Here is a 19,263-nt window from a genome sequence, read left to right as displayed (position 1 = left end):
GTTTTCCGAGGTCGATGGCGGCAATAGCTACGTTGTTCATGGCAATGATCTCCGATGAGCCCTCTGTGAAAGCTTAGTGGGCGATCACAGGGGGCAGCGGGGGGGGGTAGCCATTTCATTAGTTGATCGTCTGTGCAATTATTTAAATTGCACACAATTCAATTGCTCGCTATTTTGTTGGCTCTGGCATTCACTCGGAACCTCGAACATGAGCGACAACCTGCTGAGCATCCCTTGCACCACAATCAAGGGTGAGCAAAAGACTCTGGCGGATTTCGCCGGCAAAGCCGTGCTGGTAGTCAACACGGCCAGCAAGTGTGGTTTCACTCCGCAGTACAAAGGCCTGGAAGAGCTGTGGCAGACCTACAAGGACCAGGGCCTGGTCGTGCTCGGTTTTCCCTGCAATCAGTTCGGCAAGCAAGAGCCGGGCAACGAAGGGGCGATCTCCGAATTCTGCGAGCTGAACTTCGGTGTCAGCTTCCCGCTGTTCAAAAAAATCGAAGTCAACGGTACCGGCGCCCATCCGTTGTTCGTGCAGTTGAAAAAGCGCGCACCGGGTGTACTGGGTTCCCAGGGCATCAAGTGGAACTTCACCAAGTTCCTGATCGGCAAGGACGGGCAACTGGTCAAGCGTTTCGCCCCGGCGACCAAACCGCAGGACCTGACCCGCGAGATCGAAGCCCTGCTCAAATGAACACCTTGTCAGTCGATTCCCTGAAGCTCGACAGCCAGCTGTGTTTCAAGCTGTACGCGGCTTCCCGGGCGGTGATTCGCGCCTACAAGCCAATGCTCGATCAATTGGGCCTGACGTACCCTCAGTACCTGGCGATGCTGGTGCTGTGGGAGTGGCAGGAAGCAGCTCCGGAACAACCGACCGTGAAGGCGTTGGGCGAGCGTCTGGCCCTGGATTCCGGCACGTTGACACCCTTGCTCAAGCGCCTCGAACAACTGCAACTGGTGCAGCGTCAGCGTTCGGTGCGCGATGAGCGTGAAGTGCATCTGAGCCTGTCGCCGGCCGGCATGGCCTTGCGCGATCAGGTCGGGCCAATCAAGGCGCGTCTGTTGTGCGACAGCGGGGTCGATCTGAATCGTCTCAACGATTTGCGTGACGGTCTCGATCACCTGTTGGGGCAGATCAAGGCGCTGTCGTAGCGGGAATCCACAAGTCCAGCAGGGCGGCCAGTTCTTCGCGCCGGAAGGGTTTGGCCAGGTAGTCGCTCATGCCCGCGGCACGACAGCGTTCGCGTTCCTCAGACATGGCGTTGGCCGTCAGGGCGACGATCGGCAGCTGGGGCCAGCGCCCGCTGCGGCGGATTTGCCGGCTGGCTTCGTAGCCGTCCATCACCGGCATGTTGCAGTCCATCAGCACCAGGTCGAAATCCCGTTGCTCGAGTTGATCCAGGGCCTCGCCACCATGGGCCGCGGTGGTCACCTCGCAGCCGAGTTTGCCAAGCATGCCCTTGGCCACCAACTGGTTGACCGGGTTGTCTTCCACCAGCAGCACGCGTCCGCGGCGTTGCGGGGATTGCGCGTCGGGCTGGGTATCGTTGATCGGATGGATTTGCGGTTGCAGGATCCGCCGCAAGGACTGATATAGCGTATTGCGGGCCAGGGGCCGGGCCTGTTGTTGCAGGGGAGCGAGGATGTTGGCCTCTTCGCCGGGCATGAAGTTGCCATAAGCGGTGATCAGCAGGATCGGCGCACTGAGGGTAGGGCGCAAATTGAACAGGCATTCAGGGCAGTCAGTGATGAGCACATCGGCTGCGAGGCCAAGCAGTGGGTCATCCATGGAGCGGCGTTCGTAGTCCAGCCCCCAGCCAGGCAACAGACTGTTCAGCAGTTCGCCCAGCCCGCTGCTGGCGGCCGTGATGGCGATGACTTTGCCCTTGAGCAAAACGACGGGCATTGCACGGGTGTGGCTGGGCAATGGCAAATCTGCGCAGAACTGGCTGCCAAAACCCGGCTCGGAGCTGATCGTCAGGCGCCCTTGCATGGCTTCGCAAAGATTGTAGGTCAGGGCCAGGCCCAACCCGGTACCGCCAAATTGGCGGGTAATACCGGCGCCGGCCTGGGTGAAAGGCTGGAAGATTTTGACCTGGGCATCCTGAGGGATGCCGATGCCGGTGTCGCAGACCTCGATTCTGACGCCGTTCCCGAAGGTCGACAGGCGCACGTCGACACGCCCGAAACGGGTGAACTTGAGGGCGTTGGACAGCAGATTGCTGACGATCTGCCGCACCCGGGTCGGATCGCCGAGCACCAGTGCCGGGAAGTGTGGATCGATCAGGCAGGTCAGTTCGACGCTGGGGGCGGCGTTCTGGGACAACAGGTTGGCGGTGTCCTCGATCAGCGAGCCGAGGTCGAAGGGGATGTGTTCGAGCTCGAGTTGACCTGCATCGAACTTCGACAAGTCGAGAATATCGTTGAGCAGTTCCACCAGCACTTTGCCCGAGTCATGGGCGATCGACAGTTGCTGCTGTTGTTCGGCATTTAACGGCCCGTCGAGGGACAGCGCGATCATCCCTAGCAAGCCATTGAGGGGCGTGCGGATTTCATGGCTCATGTTGGCCAGGAACGCCGAGCGGGCTTCGGCCATGTCGAGGGCGGTGCTGCGGGCAGCTTCGAGTTCTTCGTTGGATTGGCTCAGCCGGGCATTGATCGCCTTGAGTTCGGCGGTGCGGGCCGAGACGATGTTTTCCAGTTGGCCTAGGTACTCGGTCAGGCGGTTTTCCGCGTTGCGTCGCTGCTGGATTTCGGTGGCGATGTTTTTGAATTGCTGGTTGGCAACCTTGACCAGCACGCCGATCTCATCGTTGGCGTGCCCGGCGGGACACTCCAGCGACGTCGGTTCGGTACTGCTCGGGTCGCGGCCGCTGAGTTCACGGATGACCCGCACCAGGGGTTTGGTCAGCATCACATAGAACAGCGCCAGCAGGATGCCGGACAGCAGCAGGCTGCGGGCAAAGCCGTTGAGCAGGGTCACTTCGGCCCGGCGCAGGAAGCGGTTGCCGAAGGCGTAAGTGTCGACGTTCAGCCGCAGTGTTCCCAGGGACTCGTTGGGTAAATGATCCAGGTAAAGTCGGTCTTCGAACTGTCGATTGGCGCCGAACAGGAAGTCACTGAACAGTCGGTAGCCGTTTTGCATGCCGGGTCGTTTGACGTTGGCCAATACGGTGCCGTTGTTGTCAGTCAGTTTCACGCCGATGATTGCCGGCGAGCGCAGCAGGCCCTGGGTCAGTTCCTTGGCGAGTTCGGCGTCGATGTTGTAGGCGATTCGCGAGGCCGGGTTGTGGCTGATTTCCAGTAATGAAAGGATTTCACGATTGATGGAGGCGTCTTCACTGGCATAATCGATGCCTATTTGCAGCAGGCTGAGCAGCGTGCCCAAAATGAAACCGACCAGCACGGTAAGCCGGGCTTGCTTGAATGACAGCCGGTTGGTGAATTTGATATCCATGGGGGGGTGAACCACTTCCGTTTCCTTTCGCTGCTCAAGCATAGTCGATCATGCCTGCCTGCTGATGCTCTCGTGAGGCCTGTACTGCGGGGGCAGACACTTGTCTGACGCTGTGTTTTGTCGCTGTATCACCATCATTACTGTGAACGTGCCCGAGGAGAAGTCGTGGACTCCCGATTGAATGCTTTTCTTGAACGCGCCGATGCCGTTCTGGCCCGTATCGAGCCGTTGCTGCCGGCACCCCGGCCAGCCATCGACTGGACGCATTGCCTGGCCGCGCGCTGGCAGCGTGAGTCGCGCGGCGGTTATCTGATGCCGCTGGAGGTCAGCCTCGACATGCGCCTGTCGGACCTGATCGGCGTCGACCGGCAAGTCGAGCAGCTTGGGCGCAATACCCAACAGTTCCTTGATGGCATGCCCGCCAACCACGCCTTGCTCTGGGGTTCGCGCGGCACCGGCAAGTCGTCGCTGGTGCGCGCCTTGTTGGCCGAACACGCTCGAGCCGGTTTGCGTTTGATCGAGATTGAACGCGATCACCTGGCGGACCTGCCGCGAGTGGTCGAACAGATCGGCAAACTGCCCCAGCGTTTTGTGCTGTTTTGCGATGACCTCTCGTTCGAATCGGGCGAGGGCGATTACCGAGTGCTCAAGAGCGTCCTTGATGGCTCGCTGGAGCAGGCACCGGACAACGTTTTGCTGTACGCCACGTCCAACCGTCGCCACTTGGTGCCGGAAAAGGAAAGTGACAACGAAAACTGGAAACGGGTCGACGGCGAACTGCATCCCAGCGAGGCGGTGGAAGACAAGATCGCGTTGTCGGACCGCTTCGGTTTATGGCTGTCGTTCTATCCGTTTACCCAGGAACACTTCCTCAACGTCGTCGAGCACTGGATCGGCCAGTTGGCCGGTAAGGCCGGACTGGCGTGGCAGCGTAGCGAAGAACTGGACATTCTGGCGGTACGTTGGGCCACTGGCCGGGGCAATCGCAATGGACGTTGCGCTTATCAATTTGCCCGTTATTGGGTCGGGCTGAAACTGTTGGAGCACAAGGCATGATCGATTTACAAAAAAGCGGCCAGGGCCTTGAAGGCTACGGCATGCTGCATGCGCAACTGGAGTCCTTGCTGGCGGACGAGCGGGACTTCATCGCCAATGCCGCGCAGTTCTCGGCGTTTCTGTTCAATCAGCTCGATGACTTGAACTGGGCCGGTTTTTACCTCAACCGCAATGAAGAGCTGGTGCTGGGCCCGTTTCAGGGGCAGATCGCTTGCGTGCGGATTCCGTTCGGGCGTGGCGTCTGCGGAACAGCAGCCGCTACCTTGCAGACTCAGTTGGTCGAAGATGTGCACGCGTTTCCCGGTCACATTGCCTGCGACAGCGCATCGAACAGCGAATTGGTGGTGCCGCTAGTCAAGGATGGCCGGTTGATCGGCGTGCTCGATCTCGACAGTCCGAAGCTCGCGCGTTTTACTGCGCAGGACCAGGCCGGAATCGAACAGCTGGCGGCGATTTTCCTGCGCCTGACCGACTGCTGATCAAGACGCCAGGCCTGCCTTGGCCAGCAGGCCCGAGGCGTCCACCGCATCGATCTGCTCAGGGTCGAGGAAGCGCCTGGCGTACTGCAGATAGATCTGTGCCTTGATGAACAGGCCGAATAGCTCCGGGTCGATGTGGGCATCACGGCACATGAACGCCATGATGCCCAGCGCTTCGCTCAAGGTCTTGGCTTTTTTGTAGGGGCGGTCGGCGGCCGTCAACGCTTCGAAAATATCGGCTATCGCCATCATCCGTGCCGGCAGGCTCATTGCTTCCCGCTTCAAGCGTTTCGGGTAACCGCTGCCGTCCATTTTCTCGTGATGCCCGCCGGCTATTTCCGCGACGCTGCGCAAGTGCGCGGGGAACGGCAGATGGTTGAGCATCAGGATCGTCTGGACGATGTGGTTATTGATGACATAACGTTCCTCGCTCGTCAGGGTGCCCCGGACAATGCTCAGGTTGTACAGCTCACCCCGGTTGTATTTGTGGGGAGGAATGTCGAGTTTGAAGCCCAGGGGATTATCTGGCGGTATCACTTCGTTTTCGCTGCGTTCGAACAAGTGCTCGGGTTTGTCCGCCAGTAACGGTTCACTGACGGGCAGGGTGGGGGCGGGGGTTCGGGCCTGACGCCGGTTCTCTTCCCAGGACACGCCCAGCCGGTCATCCAGGGTTCGGGTCCAGGTGCGTTCAGCCATGCTGCGCAGTCGTTGCAGATCAGCGTCGGCCATGGCTTCGCCACCGAGATTGCAGCGGGCAACGAAGGTGAAATCATCATCCAGCCCGGCCAGGCTGGCATTGCGCAACTCTGCCAGCAGTTGCTCGTCACCGCCCTGGGCAATGGCCTGCCAGTAGCTGATCCAGACATCGCGCTTGAGTACTTCGAAGCGGGTACGGATTTCGTGGATGCGATCGGTGAGGGTTTCCAGTTTAGTGGCTTTGTCGACGACGTATTCCGGCGTGGTGACCTTGCCGCAATCGTGCAGCCAGGCGGCGATGTGCAGTGCCTCCCATTCATCATCGGTCGGCTGATAGGCGCTGAAGGCAGGCTCCTGGCTGGCCGCCGCCGCACGGGCGAGCATCAGGGTCAGTTCGGGCACGCGTTGGCAATGACCGCCGGTATAGGGGCTTTTGGCATCAATGGCGCCGGCCATCAGTTGAATGAAGGCATCCAGCAGCTGTTTTTGCCGGGCTTGCAGGCGTTGGCTTTCGATGCACACGGCAGCCGCGCCGGACACCGCCTGGAGAAACGCTATGCGGTCTGGCCGCAGTTTGTCCAGGTCGCTCTGCTCGCCGCTGTCGGCTAACAGCAGCACCAGCAGGCCCACGGTTTCGTTATGACGATTGTGCAGGCGGATTCCGATCAGATGGACCCGAGGACTTTTCAGCGCGAGCAAGACTTTCTGCAGATCACCCGCCTGCTCGAACCCCAGGTTGCTGACGACAGTGTCGACGTTTGCCAGTTGCTGTAACCATGGTGGGCTTTGCGGGTTCCTGAGCGAGTGTCCGCGAATGTCGAAGGATTGCAGGTTTTCGGCGGTGTTATCGATGACCAGTCCGTGGGGTTCCATTTGCTCGCCATCACCTTCACGCAGATAGATCAGGCCGGCCTGGGCCTGACCGATTTTCACGGTTTCAAACAACACCCGTTCCAGCAGCGGGGCGAAACGGGTTTCGGCGCTGAGGCTGTCAGTGATCTGGAAGAAGCTCGCCAGCGTGTCTTTCATTCGAGCCATCGACACACTCAGTTGGTCGACTTCGAGCACCGGAGAGCGACGGGAAAGCGGGAAATTGAAATCGAAACTGCGAATCGCATCGGCCTCCTGCACCAGGGCGCGCAAGGGTTTGACCAGGATTCTTGACGTTAGCCAACCCAGCGGAACGCATAACAGCAGTGTTGCCAGGGTAATGAGCGCGCCTTGCCAGCGCATCCGGTAAGCGTCGACGAGCAACTCGTCTTCGGGTACCAGCAGCGCCAGTTGCAGGCCTTGGGGGCCGCCTTCCTGCATGCTGCTGCGGGCCACGATCCACTGCCGGCCGTTGGCGTTCAGGCGACTGCCTTGAAGGGGACTGTTGAGCAACGCACCCAGGCTGGGGTTCAGGTCCGCCGCCTTGATCAGGCGGGATGTCTGGTCATCAATGATCAGCCTGTGGCTGTCGGGGTAGGCAATGGCATTGCCTTGGGCATTGAACAGCACGATTTCGGTATTGGGGGTCACGACGTGCTTGGCCAGGGTCGCGCTGAGTTCGGCCAGGGTCAGGTCGGCGGCCAGGATTGCCTTGTCGCCACTGCGGCGTGCCAGCGTCGTGCCAATGTTGTGGGTGGAAAAAAAGATATAGGGTTCGGTCGTGATCTGGTCTTTGTCGCTGCGGGCGCTGATGAACCAGGCACGGTTGCGTGGGTCGTACGTGTCGTTCAGGTTGTCCTGATGGCTGACAAGTGCCAGGTTGCGGTCGAAAAACAAAGACCGGGAGCGGGCCTGGCCGCTGCTGTTGTGTTCGATGCTCCATACTTGATAAACCGCGGTGTCCGGCGCCTTGACCAGGGCTTTGACCTCCGGGGTACGCAGCGGGCGGACCATGAAAAAGTCCCCATTGTCGTAGCCCAGGTACAGCGAAGCCAGATTGGGGTTGTCCTCGAGTGACTGGCTGAACGGTTCGAGCAGTGCCAGGCGTTGTTCCAGATCAGGGGACTGGCCTGCCGGATTGAGGGCCAGCAGGCTCAACAGATGACGAATGGGTTCATAGGTCGCTTGCAGGTCCAATCGGACATCCTGCTCAATGCGGTTGAAGAGTTTTTCACTGCTCGACAGTATGATTTGTGTGGTTTGTCGGTAGTTGAACAGCCCCAGCACTACCCCGGTCAGCAACAACAGAAAGGTGAACATCACACTGATATGGACATGCAGTGGAAACCGGCGTGGATCGGTGCGCAGTGGGTTAGGCATTGCGGGTTTCTCCATGATGGTCACACACTGCCGAGGGTCCAAGCATAGTTAAGGCTCTGTCACTTTGCCTTCGTCGGAATGTTCAATCTGACGTAGTAACGCGTCCTCCAGCTCAAGCATGGCGTACTCCATGGATTTGCAGCATCCAGCCACTTTTTCGCGATCGAAATCCTCATGGCAGGCTGCTTCGAGTGCCTCGCAGCGGTCGATCAAGCGGGAGGCTTGCACTATCCGGGCTGCGCCTTTGATTTTGTGGGCAATGTCCTGCAGTGCCTGCTTATCCCCGGAACTGGATAGCGGCAACAGCGTTTGCAGATCCTGGCGGTTGCTGCTCACCAACTCATTGAGTAAGCGCCTGTTCAACATCGGGTTGTCCCCGGTCAGCAGTTTCAACCCGCGGAGGCTGAACGCCGGGGTTGCATGGGTGGGTTCAATGCTTTCTACCCATCGACTCAAGGCACCGAGGCTGAGGGGTTTGAACAGGCAGTCGTCCATTCCGGCTTGCTTGCAACGTTGAACCTCTTCCGGTTGGGCGTTGGCGGTAAAGCCGACAACGGTACAGGGAGGACGATGGTTTTGTTGTTCATGCTGCCGAATGGCGCGGGCCAGCTCGTAACCGTTCATGACCGGCATGTTGCAATCGGCAATCACCAGATCAAACGGTTGCTCTTTCCATGCCTCCAGTCCCTCCTGGCCATCGGCCGCGACGGTAAAACGATGTCCAAGAAACTCCAGTTGCTGGCACGTGAGCAAACGATTGGCCGAGTGATCGTCGACTACCAGAACATTCAATGGGGTTGTGGCGACGACGATTTGCGTTTCGGCCACCTGGGCAGACTGTTGCAGCGGTAACGTTTCCAGCAGCAGCAACACCTCCACTTGAGTGCCGCCCCCCGGTTCGCTGCGCAATTGCAGGCTGCCACCCATCATCTCGCAGAGATTGCGGCTGATCACCAGCCCCAGGCCTGCGCCCCCCATGGCCGATTGCATGGTGTTGTCGGCCTGGGCGAAGGGTTCGAACAGGCGCTGTTGATCCTGTTCGCTGATCCCGATACCACTGTCGTGAACCTGCACGCGCATCTGCACGTGATCGGATTGGGTTGCCGGCTGCAGGTCGACAATGACCCGGACCTGGCCTTGCTCGGTAAATTTGATGGCATTGCTGATCAGGTTGGACAGCACTTGTTTGAAGCGCAAAGGGTCCAACAACACATCGAAGGGCGGGTTGGCCGATGAAAACTCCAGCACCAGCTCGAGTTCCTTCTGTCGGGCCAGGCCATCGAAGATCCGCACGACCGAGGCCACAAGTTCATCCGGATTAACGCGCTCCGGGCTCAGGCTCAAGCGCCCGGATTCGATTCTGGCAATGTCGAGGATGTCGCCAATCAGCTCCAGCAGACCTTTCGCCGAGTTATACGCGACATCGATGGCCTGACGCTCCGCATGCTGATGATCAAGACGCTTGAGTGTCAGTTCAAGCATGCCAATGATTGCATTCATCGGTGTGCGGATCTCATGGCTCATTGTGGCCAGAAACGTGCTTTTGGCCCGGTTGGCGTTATCGGCGCGTTCTTTCGCGCAGCGCAGATCATCGAGCAGTTGCCGCCGTTCGCTGATGTCGATCCAGCCACCGATAATGCCTTGCACTTTTGCGCTGGAATCCCGATAGGGAAGAATCCAGTGATAGATCGTCAGCCGCCGGTCACCAATGTGCAGCTCGCGATCGACGATCAACGGTCTGCCCTCGGCCACCACACGCTGGTAGTCAGCCTGATACTCCCGGGCTTCGAACACATTGCTCATCGATCCCTGCATCACGCTTTTGCCGATGACTTCTTCACGCCTGGCGCAGAACGCTTGCAGGTAACTGTCATTGCAGCTTTGCAGAAGTCCCTGGCGATCACGTACGTAGATCGGATGGGGCGTGCCATTGACCAGTGATCGCATGAACTCGAACTGATCGTTCAACGCACGCTCGGCAGCCTTGCGTTGCTTGATCTGGCGTCGCATATAGTCGTTCCACGCAACGGAAATGAGCAACAGCACGCCAGCACCGACGACGATTTGGTAGAACAGTCTTTGATAGTTGCGCCAAGTGCTTTGCGACGATGCCGAATAGCCGCGCCAGCGACTGTTGATGATGCCCAGTTCCTCCGGCGAGATACTCAGAAGCGCCTTGTCGAGTATCGCGTTCAACTCCTTGGCACTCCGGGCGGTGGCAAGGGAAAACGCCGCCTGCTCGGTACCGATGGTGGTGCTGATTTGCAATGTGTGCTCGAAGAGACTCGATGAAATGAAGTAGTTGGCAATGATCAGTGAGTTCACCGCACCGTCGGCCTGGCCTTCGGCGAGCATCTCTACGGCGCTGAAGGTGTCCGGGGTTTCGATCAATTTGATACGGGGAAATTCTCTGTGCAGGTAATCCATGAGTGGATTGCCGCGGGCAATCGCCAGACGCTTGCCCTGCAACTGCTCGAGGTTGGTCGGGCTGTCGGCGGCTTTACGGGTCAGCAGGACGTAGGAATTTTCCAGAAAGGGGCGGGTAAAATTCAGTTGGGTTTGACGTTGGGCGCTGGGGAGCAACGCAGCGATCACATCGGCCTGTTTGTCCTTGATCTGTTTGATCATATCGTCATCGTTTCGACTGCGCTGAATGTCAAAGCGCAAGCCGGTGCGCAGCCTGATCAGCTCAAGCAAATCGGCGCTGACCCCGCGAAAGTTGCCATTGCTATCGAAAAACGTCAGTGGCGCAAAGGCTTCGTTGACGACGACGCGCACTATCGGGTGGTGTGCCAGCCAGCGTTCTTCCCGGTCAGTGAGTTGCAACTTTTGATCGGTCAGCAGAATGTCGCTGCCGGCGCTCCAGCGTTTGGCGATGTTTTCTCGTTCACTGGAGGGGATGGCCCTGATCATCGCGTTGATGATGCCGAGCAGTTCGGGGTTGTTCCTGTTAACGGCGAAGCTGAAACCATGGGCTTCATGTTTGCCGAAGTTGGCCATGCGGATGTTGTTCAAGTACCCCTTGTTGATCATGTAGTGAGTTGAAATAGTGTCACCGAGAAACACGTCCGCCTGATCGAAAGCAACGGCGTTGATCGCATTCTGGTAGGACGGATAGGACGTGATGATCGCCTTCGGGTACAACGCCCTGACTTCCGTCAGCGGCAAGTAGTGATACACCATGCTCAGGCGCAATCCGGCCAGGGCATCGGCGAGGGATCTGGTTTCTCCTTCGCGGGTCACCAATACGGGTTGGTCGACGGCATAGGGTATGGACAGGGCAATGTCGGTATTGTCCGCCTCGAATCCATTGGCGGTGCCAAGCAGATCGACATCGCCATTCTGCAGCGCGGCGATCGCGGCCCCTCGGGAGTCAAAACGCCGAACCTTGACGGGCAATCCGGTCGCGTCTCCCAGCAGACCCGCATAGTCGGCGGTAAACCCTTCATAGTCCTGACCGCTGGTGGTCAGGTCGAAAGGGGGGTAGTCCGGGGCCGACGTACCGAGCGTCAGCTGATTTTTGTGTTTTATCCATTGTCGCTGGGATTCATCCAGTCGAATCTCCAGCGTCCCGGCCTTCGAACGGCTGAGCAGCGTGTAGTGTTCATTGCCCGGTGCCCCGAACAACGAGGTGCTCACGCATAGACCTGCGGTCACTTGTATCAGATAGACCTTCAAACGGCTGGGCATCCAGGTTCTCACACGAGTGCGTTACGTTTTGCCATCTCAATGAGTTCAACCAGGGATTTGGCTTTGAGTTTCTGCATGAGACGCTTTTTGTAGGTGCTTACGGTCTTGTTGCTCAGAAACATGCCCTTGGCGATTTCCTTGTTGGTGCGGCCTTGGGCAAAAAGTTGCAAGACCATTAACTCCCGGTCGTTTACGGATTTGAACAGTTCGAGTTCGATGCAGCGTGTTTCATCTCCCCGAACTGGGTTCAGGGCCTCGCTCGGGAAATAGTTGTAACCTGCAAATACCGCTTTTATGGCGCTGACCAGTTCACTGATGTCCTCTTGTTTGCAGACATAACCCGATGCACCGGATTGCATGCAACGAATGCCGAAAAGTGTCGGGCACTGTGCTGTTAGTACCAGCGTTTTAAGAGGGGTGCTCATTGCGTTGAATCGGGACAGTACTTCCAGGCCATCAAGTTTTGGAATGCTGATGTCGAGAATGACCAGGTCCGGCATGCATTCGCGAACCATCTGCATGGCGTCGACCCCATTATCAGTTTCGCCGACGACTTTGTAACCTTCATGTTCCAGTAACATTCGAACGGCAAGGCGGATAACCGGGTGGTCGTCGACAATAAAAACGGAGTTCATAATCAAATCCCATGCGAGCTCAAATAAAGCGCGCACCTTAGCTCAGATACTTGAAGAGACGCATGAACTGACCGAGCTGTAGCAGCAATATAGGAAAAATCCTACAGATTAAAAAGAATAGGACTACGTATTAGTTGGGCTTCCTATTAGGAAGGCTAAAAAATCCGGTGGTCGGATGTACTTTGGTAGGGAGTTGTTTATAAGTTTTTCATTGTTTTTTTTGTTGTTTTTATATGTGTCTTTTTCCTATGTTGGAGCTGGGGTCAATAAGTCTCTGAATTCAGATTGTTTCAACGGTTTTATCAAGTAACCCAATAATGGCAGACCATGTTCAGTGGCCATTTTTACAAGTTCATCCAATTCAGACATCGTCAGGCTGCTCAAAATGATCGCCTGTCTGATCAGCCCTCGCTGGCTGGCGAACCGGACCAGATCGAGTCCTGTCAGATCGGGCAGGCATTGATCGCATAAAAGAATGTCGAACGGCCGGTCGGCCCCGAGCATTTGCCGCATGGCGCCTTTGGCGCTGTCGGTGGTCGTCAGTCGGGTGAAGCCATAACTTTCCAGCAGACATTGAGTGGCTATCAGTTGGAAGGGGTGGTCCTCCACCACGAGGATGCGTAGATCGTCTTCGGCCATAAGGGGGCACTTCATCTGTCGAACAGAAGGGAGGGCGATTGTTTCGCGAGAGTGTCGGACAAGCGATCAGTTTGCTCGCCATGTGCTGTAGGGCGATTCGACGAAACTTGAGCGCTGTTGGATGTTGAAGGGGGGATCAGCCAAAACGAATGCCGTAATGGCTGACCAGTCGATACTCTTCAGTGGCTGGCGCGTCCGGTCATTTCCAGGGCCATGTCGCTCGCATAGCTGTCGGTCATTCCGGCGATGAAATCAATCATGCGTAAAAACGAAGTGTGCAACGGGCCTTGAGGATCCGGTGCATTGTTGCCCAACAGGTCAAGGATGCGGCGGCTTTTGAACGACGGTGTACGTCCGTTGTGTTGCTCCAGCGCTGCGCCACAAAAGGCGTTAAGCAGGATTTCCAGCGTGGTGTAGGCGCCGATCTCGTGCAGGGTCTTGCGCTTGTCCTGGAAGATTTTCTTGCGGGCCATGTCCTTGGCGTTCAGCACGCAACGCTTGGCGGGTCCGTGCATGTGCTCCACCAGATCGCCGGGCAAGCTACCGGCCAACAGTGCGTCCTGTTGCTCGACGAAGGCGCGGGCCGCGGCATTGGTCAAGTGCTCGATAGCTTTACCGCGCAGGATCGCCAGTTTGCGTCGGCGTGAATCGCCGGGACCGAGCTGGCGATAGGTCTCCGGCAAGTCATCGCCTACCAGGTCCAGTAGCAGAGACTCGACTTCAGTGTATTCCAGCAACTCCATTTCCAGGCCGTCTTCCAGGTCGATCAGCGCATAGCAGATGTCGTCGGCGGCCTCCATCAGATAGACCAGCGGATGCCGCGCCCAGCGTTGCTCCTCCAGTTGTGGCAGGCCGAGTTTTTGGGCGATCTGCTCCAGTAGCGCAAGCTCGCTCTGATAGCAGCCGAACTTGTGTTTCTTGTAGCCCAGCGAGTCGGCATGCCTGGCCGTCCATGGATACTTCAGGTACGTGCCCAGCGTTGCATAGGTCAGTCGGGTACCACCGTCGAACTGGTGATACTCCAGTTGTGTGAGTACCCGAAAGCCCTGGGCATTGCCTTCGAAGTTCAGGAAGTCATTGCGCTCGGCTTCACTCATTGCATCCAGCCAGCCACGGCCGGCGGCTTGCTGGAACCAGTGACGGATCGCGTCTTCACCGGAGTGGCCGAAAGGCGGGTTGCCGATGTCGTGTGCCAGGCAGGCCGATTGCACCACCATCCCCAGGTCGCTGGGTTCGCACCAGTCGGGCAGGGCGTTGCGGATGGTTTCGCCGACCCGCATGCCCAGTGAACGGCCCACGCAACTGACTTCCAGCGAGTGGGTCAGGCGCGTATGAATGTGATCATTGCTGGACACCGGATGGACTTGGGTCTTGCGCCCGAGGCGGCGGAAAGCCCCCGAGAAAATGATGCGGTCGTGGTCTTTGTGAAAAGGGCTGCGGCCGAGTTCTTCAGGGCTGTGCAGAGGCTTTCCGAGGCGTTCGCGGGTAAGCAGGGTGTGCCAATCCAAGGCGGGGACTCTCCGTCAGGTGACTGATGGCCTAGCTTCCCGTTTCGCGCCATGACCTGCAAGCGGAACTACAATCCGGCCGCGTCGATATCGATGAGCAGCAGGCGTTCACCATTGTCGAAAAACTGCCCGGCGGTCAGGCAATACTGGTTGCTCGTGGCGTCGCGATAGGTGTTGGACAGGGTCAGGCGGCGCTCTTCCCAGCCTTGCGCCAGCAGGTGATAAAAGTAGGGGCGCCAGGACCAGTTGTGGCCCAGATAGCGAGTGTCGGCTTCCCAGCGGTTATTGCGCCATTCAAGGTTAGGGGTCAGTTGCGTGCCGTGTCGGTCGCACTGATAAAAGCGCAGCAGCCATGGGAAGGCGTTGAGCTGTGGCAGGGCATTGAGCGGTGCACGTGCCTCGGCCCAGGCTTGCAGGATGGTCATCAGTTCGCTGAGTTGTTGGCGCATGATCATCAAGCGGCCACGCTCGGACAGTTTCTGTTGAACATAACGCTGACGCAGTTGTGCGAATCGTTCGACAAAGGCGTCTGTGGCAAAGAACGCTTCCTGCGCCCGGGCGAACAGAAAGCCTTGTACGTAGCGTGAACCGCATTCCAGGGCAAAACTCAGCTGAGCTTCGGTTTCCACGCCTTCGGCAATGATCCAGCAGCCGGTTTTTTCCGCCATTTGGGCCAGCGCCTTGACCACGTCGCTGCTTGGGCCACCCAACGCCGCGGCCTGGAACAGACGCATGTCGAGCTTGAGAATGTCCGGCTGCAGGGCCAATACGCGATCGAGTTGCGAGTAACCGGCGCCGAAATCATCGATGGCTATCCGCGCACCAGCTTGTCGGTAACGTGCCACCACTTGTGCCAGGCGCTGGGTATCACCACCCAGCTCGGTGATTTCGAAAACGATGCGCCGCGGATCGACACCTTGCCGACTCAATTGCTTGAGGCTCGGCAGCGGTTGCTCCGCACGCAAGCGACTGATCCAGCGTGGGGAGATGTTCAGGCTGAGAAACCAGTCGGATGGCACTTCATGCAGGCGACTCAGGGCATCCTCGCGTACTTGTCGATCCAGGCGACGAAGGGCGGCAGCGTTGGTGCGCGGGTCGGCAAACAGTGGTCCCACCGAGGCCAGTCGACCATCGGCCTGGCGCAAACGGCCCAGCGCCTCGACGCCGGCGATACGGCCGGTGGCGGTATCGATGAACGGCTGAAAACAGGCGAGCGGTTGCCCGTCGATCACGAGGCCTCCTTGGTGGGTCTTGATTTTGGATGGTGCCTGTAGACCGGGTAGGCGCACAGGATTGCGCCCCTCGATAGAGAGGCGCATCCGGTCGACGCTGCAAGAATGCAGCCAGAAAGAAACTGTTCAGTCTTTGCGTGAAGAGCCTTGCATGATCAGTTTGATCAGCGGCCCCAGTGTGGTGCCAAGGCGGATCAACCGGGTCAGGCTGCTGAGGCCGCCACCGTTTTTTGCCCCCTTGCCGGTCAGAAAGCCCAGCAAGGTGACGGCAGCCACGCCCCAGAGTGGTGCGTGTTTGATGCCGAAACCGTCCTGCAGGTTTTGCGTCATTCCACGTACGCGTTGCAAAGGTTGCAGCAGTTGCGCGGATTCGTGACGGATTTCCTGACGATGCATTTCCATGCGCAGGCGGATCAGGGCCTTGCGCATTTCCGTGCGCGAGCTGTTGTTTGGCAGTTCAGGCAGGCTCATGGCAGCAGGCGCTCCCGATCGTTGGCCAGCTCTTCCAGCGTGCCGTGGAAGGGCGAGGACTCATCGAAAATCGCCGCTCTCAAGCGCATTCCACAGAAGATGGCGGCGAGGGTGTAGAACACGCAGAGCCCGATGATGGCGGTCAGGCGATAGGTGTCCCAGAACACGATAAGCACGAGTGTCGACAGCCCTACCAACAGCAATAACGCAAACACCAGCGCCAGGCCGGCAAACAGCAAGAGGCTGACGGTACGGGCTTTCTGTTCCTGCAACTCGATGCCGAACAATTCGACATGGCTGTGCAGCAACCCAAGGAAGGCAGCGCCCAGGCGCCGCGATGAGGAGCTGGCTCCCGCTACAGACGGGCCGGATTCACCGATCGACATATCAGCGCCGGCTGGCCAGCAGGCCGATCAGGAAACCCACGCCGGCCGCAATTCCGACGGACTGCCAGGGGTTGGCCTGTACATAGTCTTCGGTAGCGGTGACAGCGGCCTTGCCGTGTTCGCGCAGGGAGTCTTCGGTCAGTTTCAGGGTTTCACGGGCACGCAAGAGACTGTCGTGGATCTGCTCGCGCAACTCGTCGGCCTGGTCACCGGCCAGGGTCGCGGTGTGCTCCAGCAATCGTTCGGTGTCACTGACCAGTGTCTGAAAGTCGTTCATCAGGATTTCTTGAGCAGTCTTTGCCTGGATGCGGGCCATGGTGGATCTCCATAAGTGGCTTTCTGATGCGTTCGAGTATGAGCCTTCGGCGAAGGTTCAGTACAAATGACTGGTACAACTTTTGCTGTGTCGTGGTGCGCCGGTCCGCACCATTGCGCTATAGCCGGGCATGATTTCAGTAAAACCGTAGAACCAACAATCAAAAACTCGCGTAAACGTCCCGGGCGCGTTTTTCCTGGACGGTGTCCGTGCGCCAAAGCGGTTCAACAAGATCAGTGCGCTGATACTTCGAGGCCGCAACTTGGTGCATGGATGGAAATAGCGAACTGCTTTGGTGCTTTTTTCTGCCATAAGGTCTGCCCATCCCATGGAAAACCTGCAAAGCGCTGTGGACACCCTGGTCCATAGCTCCAACACGCTGTTCATTCTGATCGGTGCGGTCATGGTTTTGGCCATGCACGCCGGTTTTGCCTTTCTCGAAGTCGGCACCGTACGACAGAAAAACCAAGTCAATGCGTTGTCGAAAATCCTCAGCGACTTCGCAGTTTCGACACTGGCCTACTTCTTTATAGGCTATTGGATTTCCTATGGCGTGACGTTCATGCAGCCAGCGGCCGTGCTCAATGCCGACCATGGCTATGGACTGGTGAAGTTTTTCTTCCTGCTGACCTTTGCCGCGGCGATCCCGGCGATCATTTCCGGAGGGATCGCCGAGCGCGCCCGGTTTGTCCCGCAGCTGTGCGCAACCGCGTTGATTGTCGCGTTCATCTATCCATTCTTCGAAGGCATGGTCTGGAATGGCAACCTGGGTTTGCAAGCCTGGTTGCTCGAGCGCTTTGGCGCCGGTTTCCATGATTTCGCAGGCTCAGTGGTGGTGCATGCGATGGGCGGTTGGCTGGCACTGGCGGCTGTGCTGTTGCTCGGGCCACGTAACGGCCGTTATCGCGACGGTCGGCTGGTCGCGTTCGCACCATCGAGCATCCCGTTTCTGGCATTGGGCTCGTGGATCCTGATCGTCGGCTGGTTCGGCTTCAACGTCATGAGCGCGCAAACCCTGCAAGGTGTCAGTGGACTGGTGGCGGTGAACTCGCTGATGGCCATGGTTGGCGGTACGGTGGCGGCGCTGATTGTCGGGCGCAACGACCCTGGCTTTCTGCACAACGGCCCGCTGGCCGGGCTCGTGGCAATCTGTGCCGGGTCCGACCTGATGCATCCTGTGGGCGCGCTGGTCACCGGTGCCATCGCGGGGGCACTGTTTGTCTGGTGCTTTACCGCGGCCCAGGGTAAATGGCACATCGACGATGTTTTGGGTGTGTGGCCGTTGCATGGCTTGTGCGGCGCATGGGGCGGCATTGCCTGCGGCATCTTCGGCCAGAGTGCCTTGGGCGGTCTGGGTGGGGTCAGTCTGATCAGCCAGTTGATCGGCACAGCACTGGGCGTGATAGTGGCACTGACCGGCGGTTTTGCGGTGTATGGCGTGATCAAGGCGCTGCATGGATTACGCCTGAGCCAGGAAGAGGAGTACTACGGCGCGGACTTGTCGATTCACAAGATCGGCGCCGTGAGCCAGGACTGACTCAGGTCTCTTTATCGTCGGTGGAATCAGGGCAAGGGGCTCAATGGCTCGACGGTTTTTCGGGGCGGGCCTAGAATGGTCACTTCATTTTTTGGTTGAGCACTCATGCCTCCCGAATGTCAGCTGTTCGGCACCCTTGGATGCCATCTCTGTGAAGTAGCCGAAGCCATGCTGATGGAGTTTGTCGAGCGCGGCCTGCTGGTGGAACTGGTGGATATCGCTGACGATGAAGCGTGGTTCGCCGCTTACAGCCTGCGCATTCCGGTGTTGCGGCGGGTCGACACTGGCGCTGAACTGGGCTGGCCGTTCAGTGCTGATGAGGTAGTGACGTTCCTGAGTTAAGCGGTTTTTGCACTGGCGGGATGTCCCGCCTGTCGACCTTTGCGATTGATCCCCTTGGCTTAATCGGTGCTGATCGGATACTGTATGCGCATACAGTTATTCGCCGTGCCTGCCTTGCCGTTCCTGATTGTCGGGAGTGAGCAGGCGAGCCCGGGCGTGAGAGGGATGAATCGTGGTCAATGTCGAACAGTTGAAGAACAGCGTGAACCGGATGTCCGCAGACGTCGTGCGCGAGGCTGTCCTGGAGTTGCGTCTGGATGGTCTGGTGACCGAGGGGAAAACGCCCTTCAACAAAACGCATTTCAATACCTGTTTCGCAGAAATCGAAGCCTTGTTCCAACGCGCCGGTTATCACCGGCAACTCGATGTCGTGGGTTATCAGGGATTGTTGTACGCCCTGTATGACCCCGCTCGCTGGGAAGCGGTCGATGTACTGCGCTGGCTCAAGGAGTACACCGAAGCCGCGGCGCGCGCACAGATCCCGGCTTGAGGAATCTTAGGGGGCGTTCTCAATTAGTTTTCACACCGCGGGAAAACTAATTGAGAACGCCCCCCTAGGTTCATTTCCC

Annotated in this window: 17 protein-coding genes; 7 read left to right on the top strand and 10 right to left on the bottom strand. The window is 58.3% G+C overall.

Annotation, left to right across the window (positions count from 1 at the left end; genetic code table 11):
* Nucleotides 1–208 precede the first annotated feature (208 nt).
* On the top strand, nt 209–694 hold the full coding sequence (locus tag B0D71_RS29465; protein WP_103397834.1) for a glutathione peroxidase: 486 nt from the start codon (nt 209–211) through the stop codon (nt 692–694).
* Entirely contained in the window at nt 691–1,152 is a 462-nt protein-coding gene (locus B0D71_RS29460) for a MarR family winged helix-turn-helix transcriptional regulator (protein ID WP_103397833.1), read from the top strand. Before B0D71_RS29465 ends, B0D71_RS29460 begins: the two co-directional genes overlap by 4 nt.
* On the opposite strand, the gene B0D71_RS29455 is transcribed toward B0D71_RS29460, so the two are convergent.
* Nucleotides 1,136–3,499, bottom strand: a complete 2,364-nt coding sequence (locus B0D71_RS29455) for a hybrid sensor histidine kinase/response regulator (RefSeq protein WP_103397832.1) — start codon at nt 3,497–3,499, stop codon at nt 1,136–1,138. The genes B0D71_RS29460 and B0D71_RS29455 overlap by 17 nt on opposite strands.
* A 123-nt stretch (nt 3,500–3,622) precedes the next feature.
* Between B0D71_RS29455 and B0D71_RS29450 the strand changes: the two genes are divergently transcribed.
* Both B0D71_RS29450 and B0D71_RS29445 read left to right on the top strand, forming a co-directional pair.
* Nucleotides 3,623–4,513, top strand: a complete 891-nt coding sequence (locus B0D71_RS29450; protein ID WP_103397831.1) for an ATP-binding protein — start codon at nt 3,623–3,625, stop codon at nt 4,511–4,513.
* Nucleotides 4,510–4,992 carry a GAF domain-containing protein gene (locus B0D71_RS29445; protein ID WP_008002666.1) on the top strand — a complete coding sequence of 161 codons (483 nt, stop codon included), beginning with the start codon at nt 4,510–4,512 and terminating at the stop codon, nt 4,990–4,992. The genes B0D71_RS29450 and B0D71_RS29445 overlap by 4 nt, the downstream gene beginning before the upstream one ends.
* On the opposite strand, the gene B0D71_RS29440 is transcribed toward B0D71_RS29445, so the two are convergent.
* The 9 genes from B0D71_RS29440 to B0D71_RS29400 all read right to left on the bottom strand — a co-directional run bounded on the left by B0D71_RS29440 (nt 4,993) and on the right by B0D71_RS29400 (nt 16,815).
* Complete coding sequence (locus B0D71_RS29440) at nt 4,993–7,938, bottom strand: HD domain-containing phosphohydrolase (RefSeq protein ID WP_103397830.1); 2,946 nt, start codon at nt 7,936–7,938, stop codon at nt 4,993–4,995.
* Between the two features lie 48 nt (nt 7,939–7,986).
* Nucleotides 7,987–11,628: a transporter substrate-binding domain-containing protein gene (locus B0D71_RS29435; RefSeq protein ID WP_103397829.1), complete on the bottom strand. Its 3,642-nt coding sequence runs from the start codon at nt 11,626–11,628 to the stop codon at nt 7,987–7,989.
* Nucleotides 11,629–11,636: 8 nt separating this feature from the next.
* Nucleotides 11,637–12,263, bottom strand: a complete 627-nt coding sequence (locus B0D71_RS29430; protein WP_008002663.1) for a response regulator transcription factor — start codon at nt 12,261–12,263, stop codon at nt 11,637–11,639.
* Between the two features lie 246 nt (nt 12,264–12,509).
* Entirely contained in the window at nt 12,510–12,902 is a 393-nt protein-coding gene (locus tag B0D71_RS29425) for a response regulator (protein WP_103397828.1), read from the bottom strand.
* Nucleotides 12,903–13,081: 179 nt separating this feature from the next.
* On the bottom strand, nt 13,082–14,410 hold the full coding sequence (locus tag B0D71_RS29420; RefSeq protein WP_103397827.1) for a deoxyguanosinetriphosphate triphosphohydrolase: 1,329 nt from the start codon (nt 14,408–14,410) through the stop codon (nt 13,082–13,084).
* Nucleotides 14,411–14,478: 68 nt separating this feature from the next.
* Entirely contained in the window at nt 14,479–15,642 is a 1,164-nt protein-coding gene (locus B0D71_RS29415; RefSeq protein ID WP_103397826.1) for an EAL domain-containing protein, read from the bottom strand.
* Between the two features lie 126 nt (nt 15,643–15,768).
* Complete coding sequence (locus B0D71_RS29410) at nt 15,769–16,113, bottom strand: hypothetical protein (RefSeq protein ID WP_103397825.1); 345 nt, start codon at nt 16,111–16,113, stop codon at nt 15,769–15,771.
* The gene (locus B0D71_RS29405) at nt 16,110–16,499 is read right to left on the bottom strand and encodes a phage holin family protein (protein ID WP_103397824.1); all 390 of its coding nucleotides are present in this window, start codon (nt 16,497–16,499) and stop codon (nt 16,110–16,112) included. The genes B0D71_RS29410 and B0D71_RS29405 overlap by 4 nt, the downstream gene beginning before the upstream one ends.
* Before the next feature lies 1 nt (nt 16,500).
* Complete coding sequence (locus B0D71_RS29400; protein ID WP_008020361.1) at nt 16,501–16,815, bottom strand: ElaB/YgaM/YqjD family protein; 315 nt, start codon at nt 16,813–16,815, stop codon at nt 16,501–16,503.
* A gap of 328 nt (nt 16,816–17,143) precedes the next feature.
* On the opposite strand from B0D71_RS29400, the gene B0D71_RS29395 reads away from it, so the two are divergent.
* The 3 genes from B0D71_RS29395 to B0D71_RS29385 all read left to right on the top strand — a co-directional run bounded on the left by B0D71_RS29395 (nt 17,144) and on the right by B0D71_RS29385 (nt 19,184).
* A complete protein-coding gene (locus B0D71_RS29395) occupies nt 17,144–18,352 on the top strand; it encodes an ammonium transporter (protein WP_103397823.1) in 1,209 nt (402 codons plus the stop codon).
* Nucleotides 18,353–18,457: 105 nt separating this feature from the next.
* Nucleotides 18,458–18,694, top strand: a complete 237-nt coding sequence (locus tag B0D71_RS29390) for a glutaredoxin family protein (protein WP_103397822.1) — start codon at nt 18,458–18,460, stop codon at nt 18,692–18,694.
* A gap of 172 nt (nt 18,695–18,866) precedes the next feature.
* Nucleotides 18,867–19,184, top strand: a complete 318-nt coding sequence (locus tag B0D71_RS29385; RefSeq protein ID WP_095946326.1) for a transcriptional regulator — start codon at nt 18,867–18,869, stop codon at nt 19,182–19,184.
* The last annotated feature ends 79 nt before the right edge of the window (nt 19,185–19,263 follow it).

The organism is Pseudomonas laurylsulfativorans, assembly GCF_002906155.1.
Classification (GTDB): domain Bacteria; phylum Pseudomonadota; class Gammaproteobacteria; order Pseudomonadales; family Pseudomonadaceae; genus Aquipseudomonas; species Aquipseudomonas laurylsulfativorans.
The sequence above is the reverse complement of the archived record's forward strand: the minus strand, read 5'-3'. Positions and strand labels throughout refer to the sequence as shown.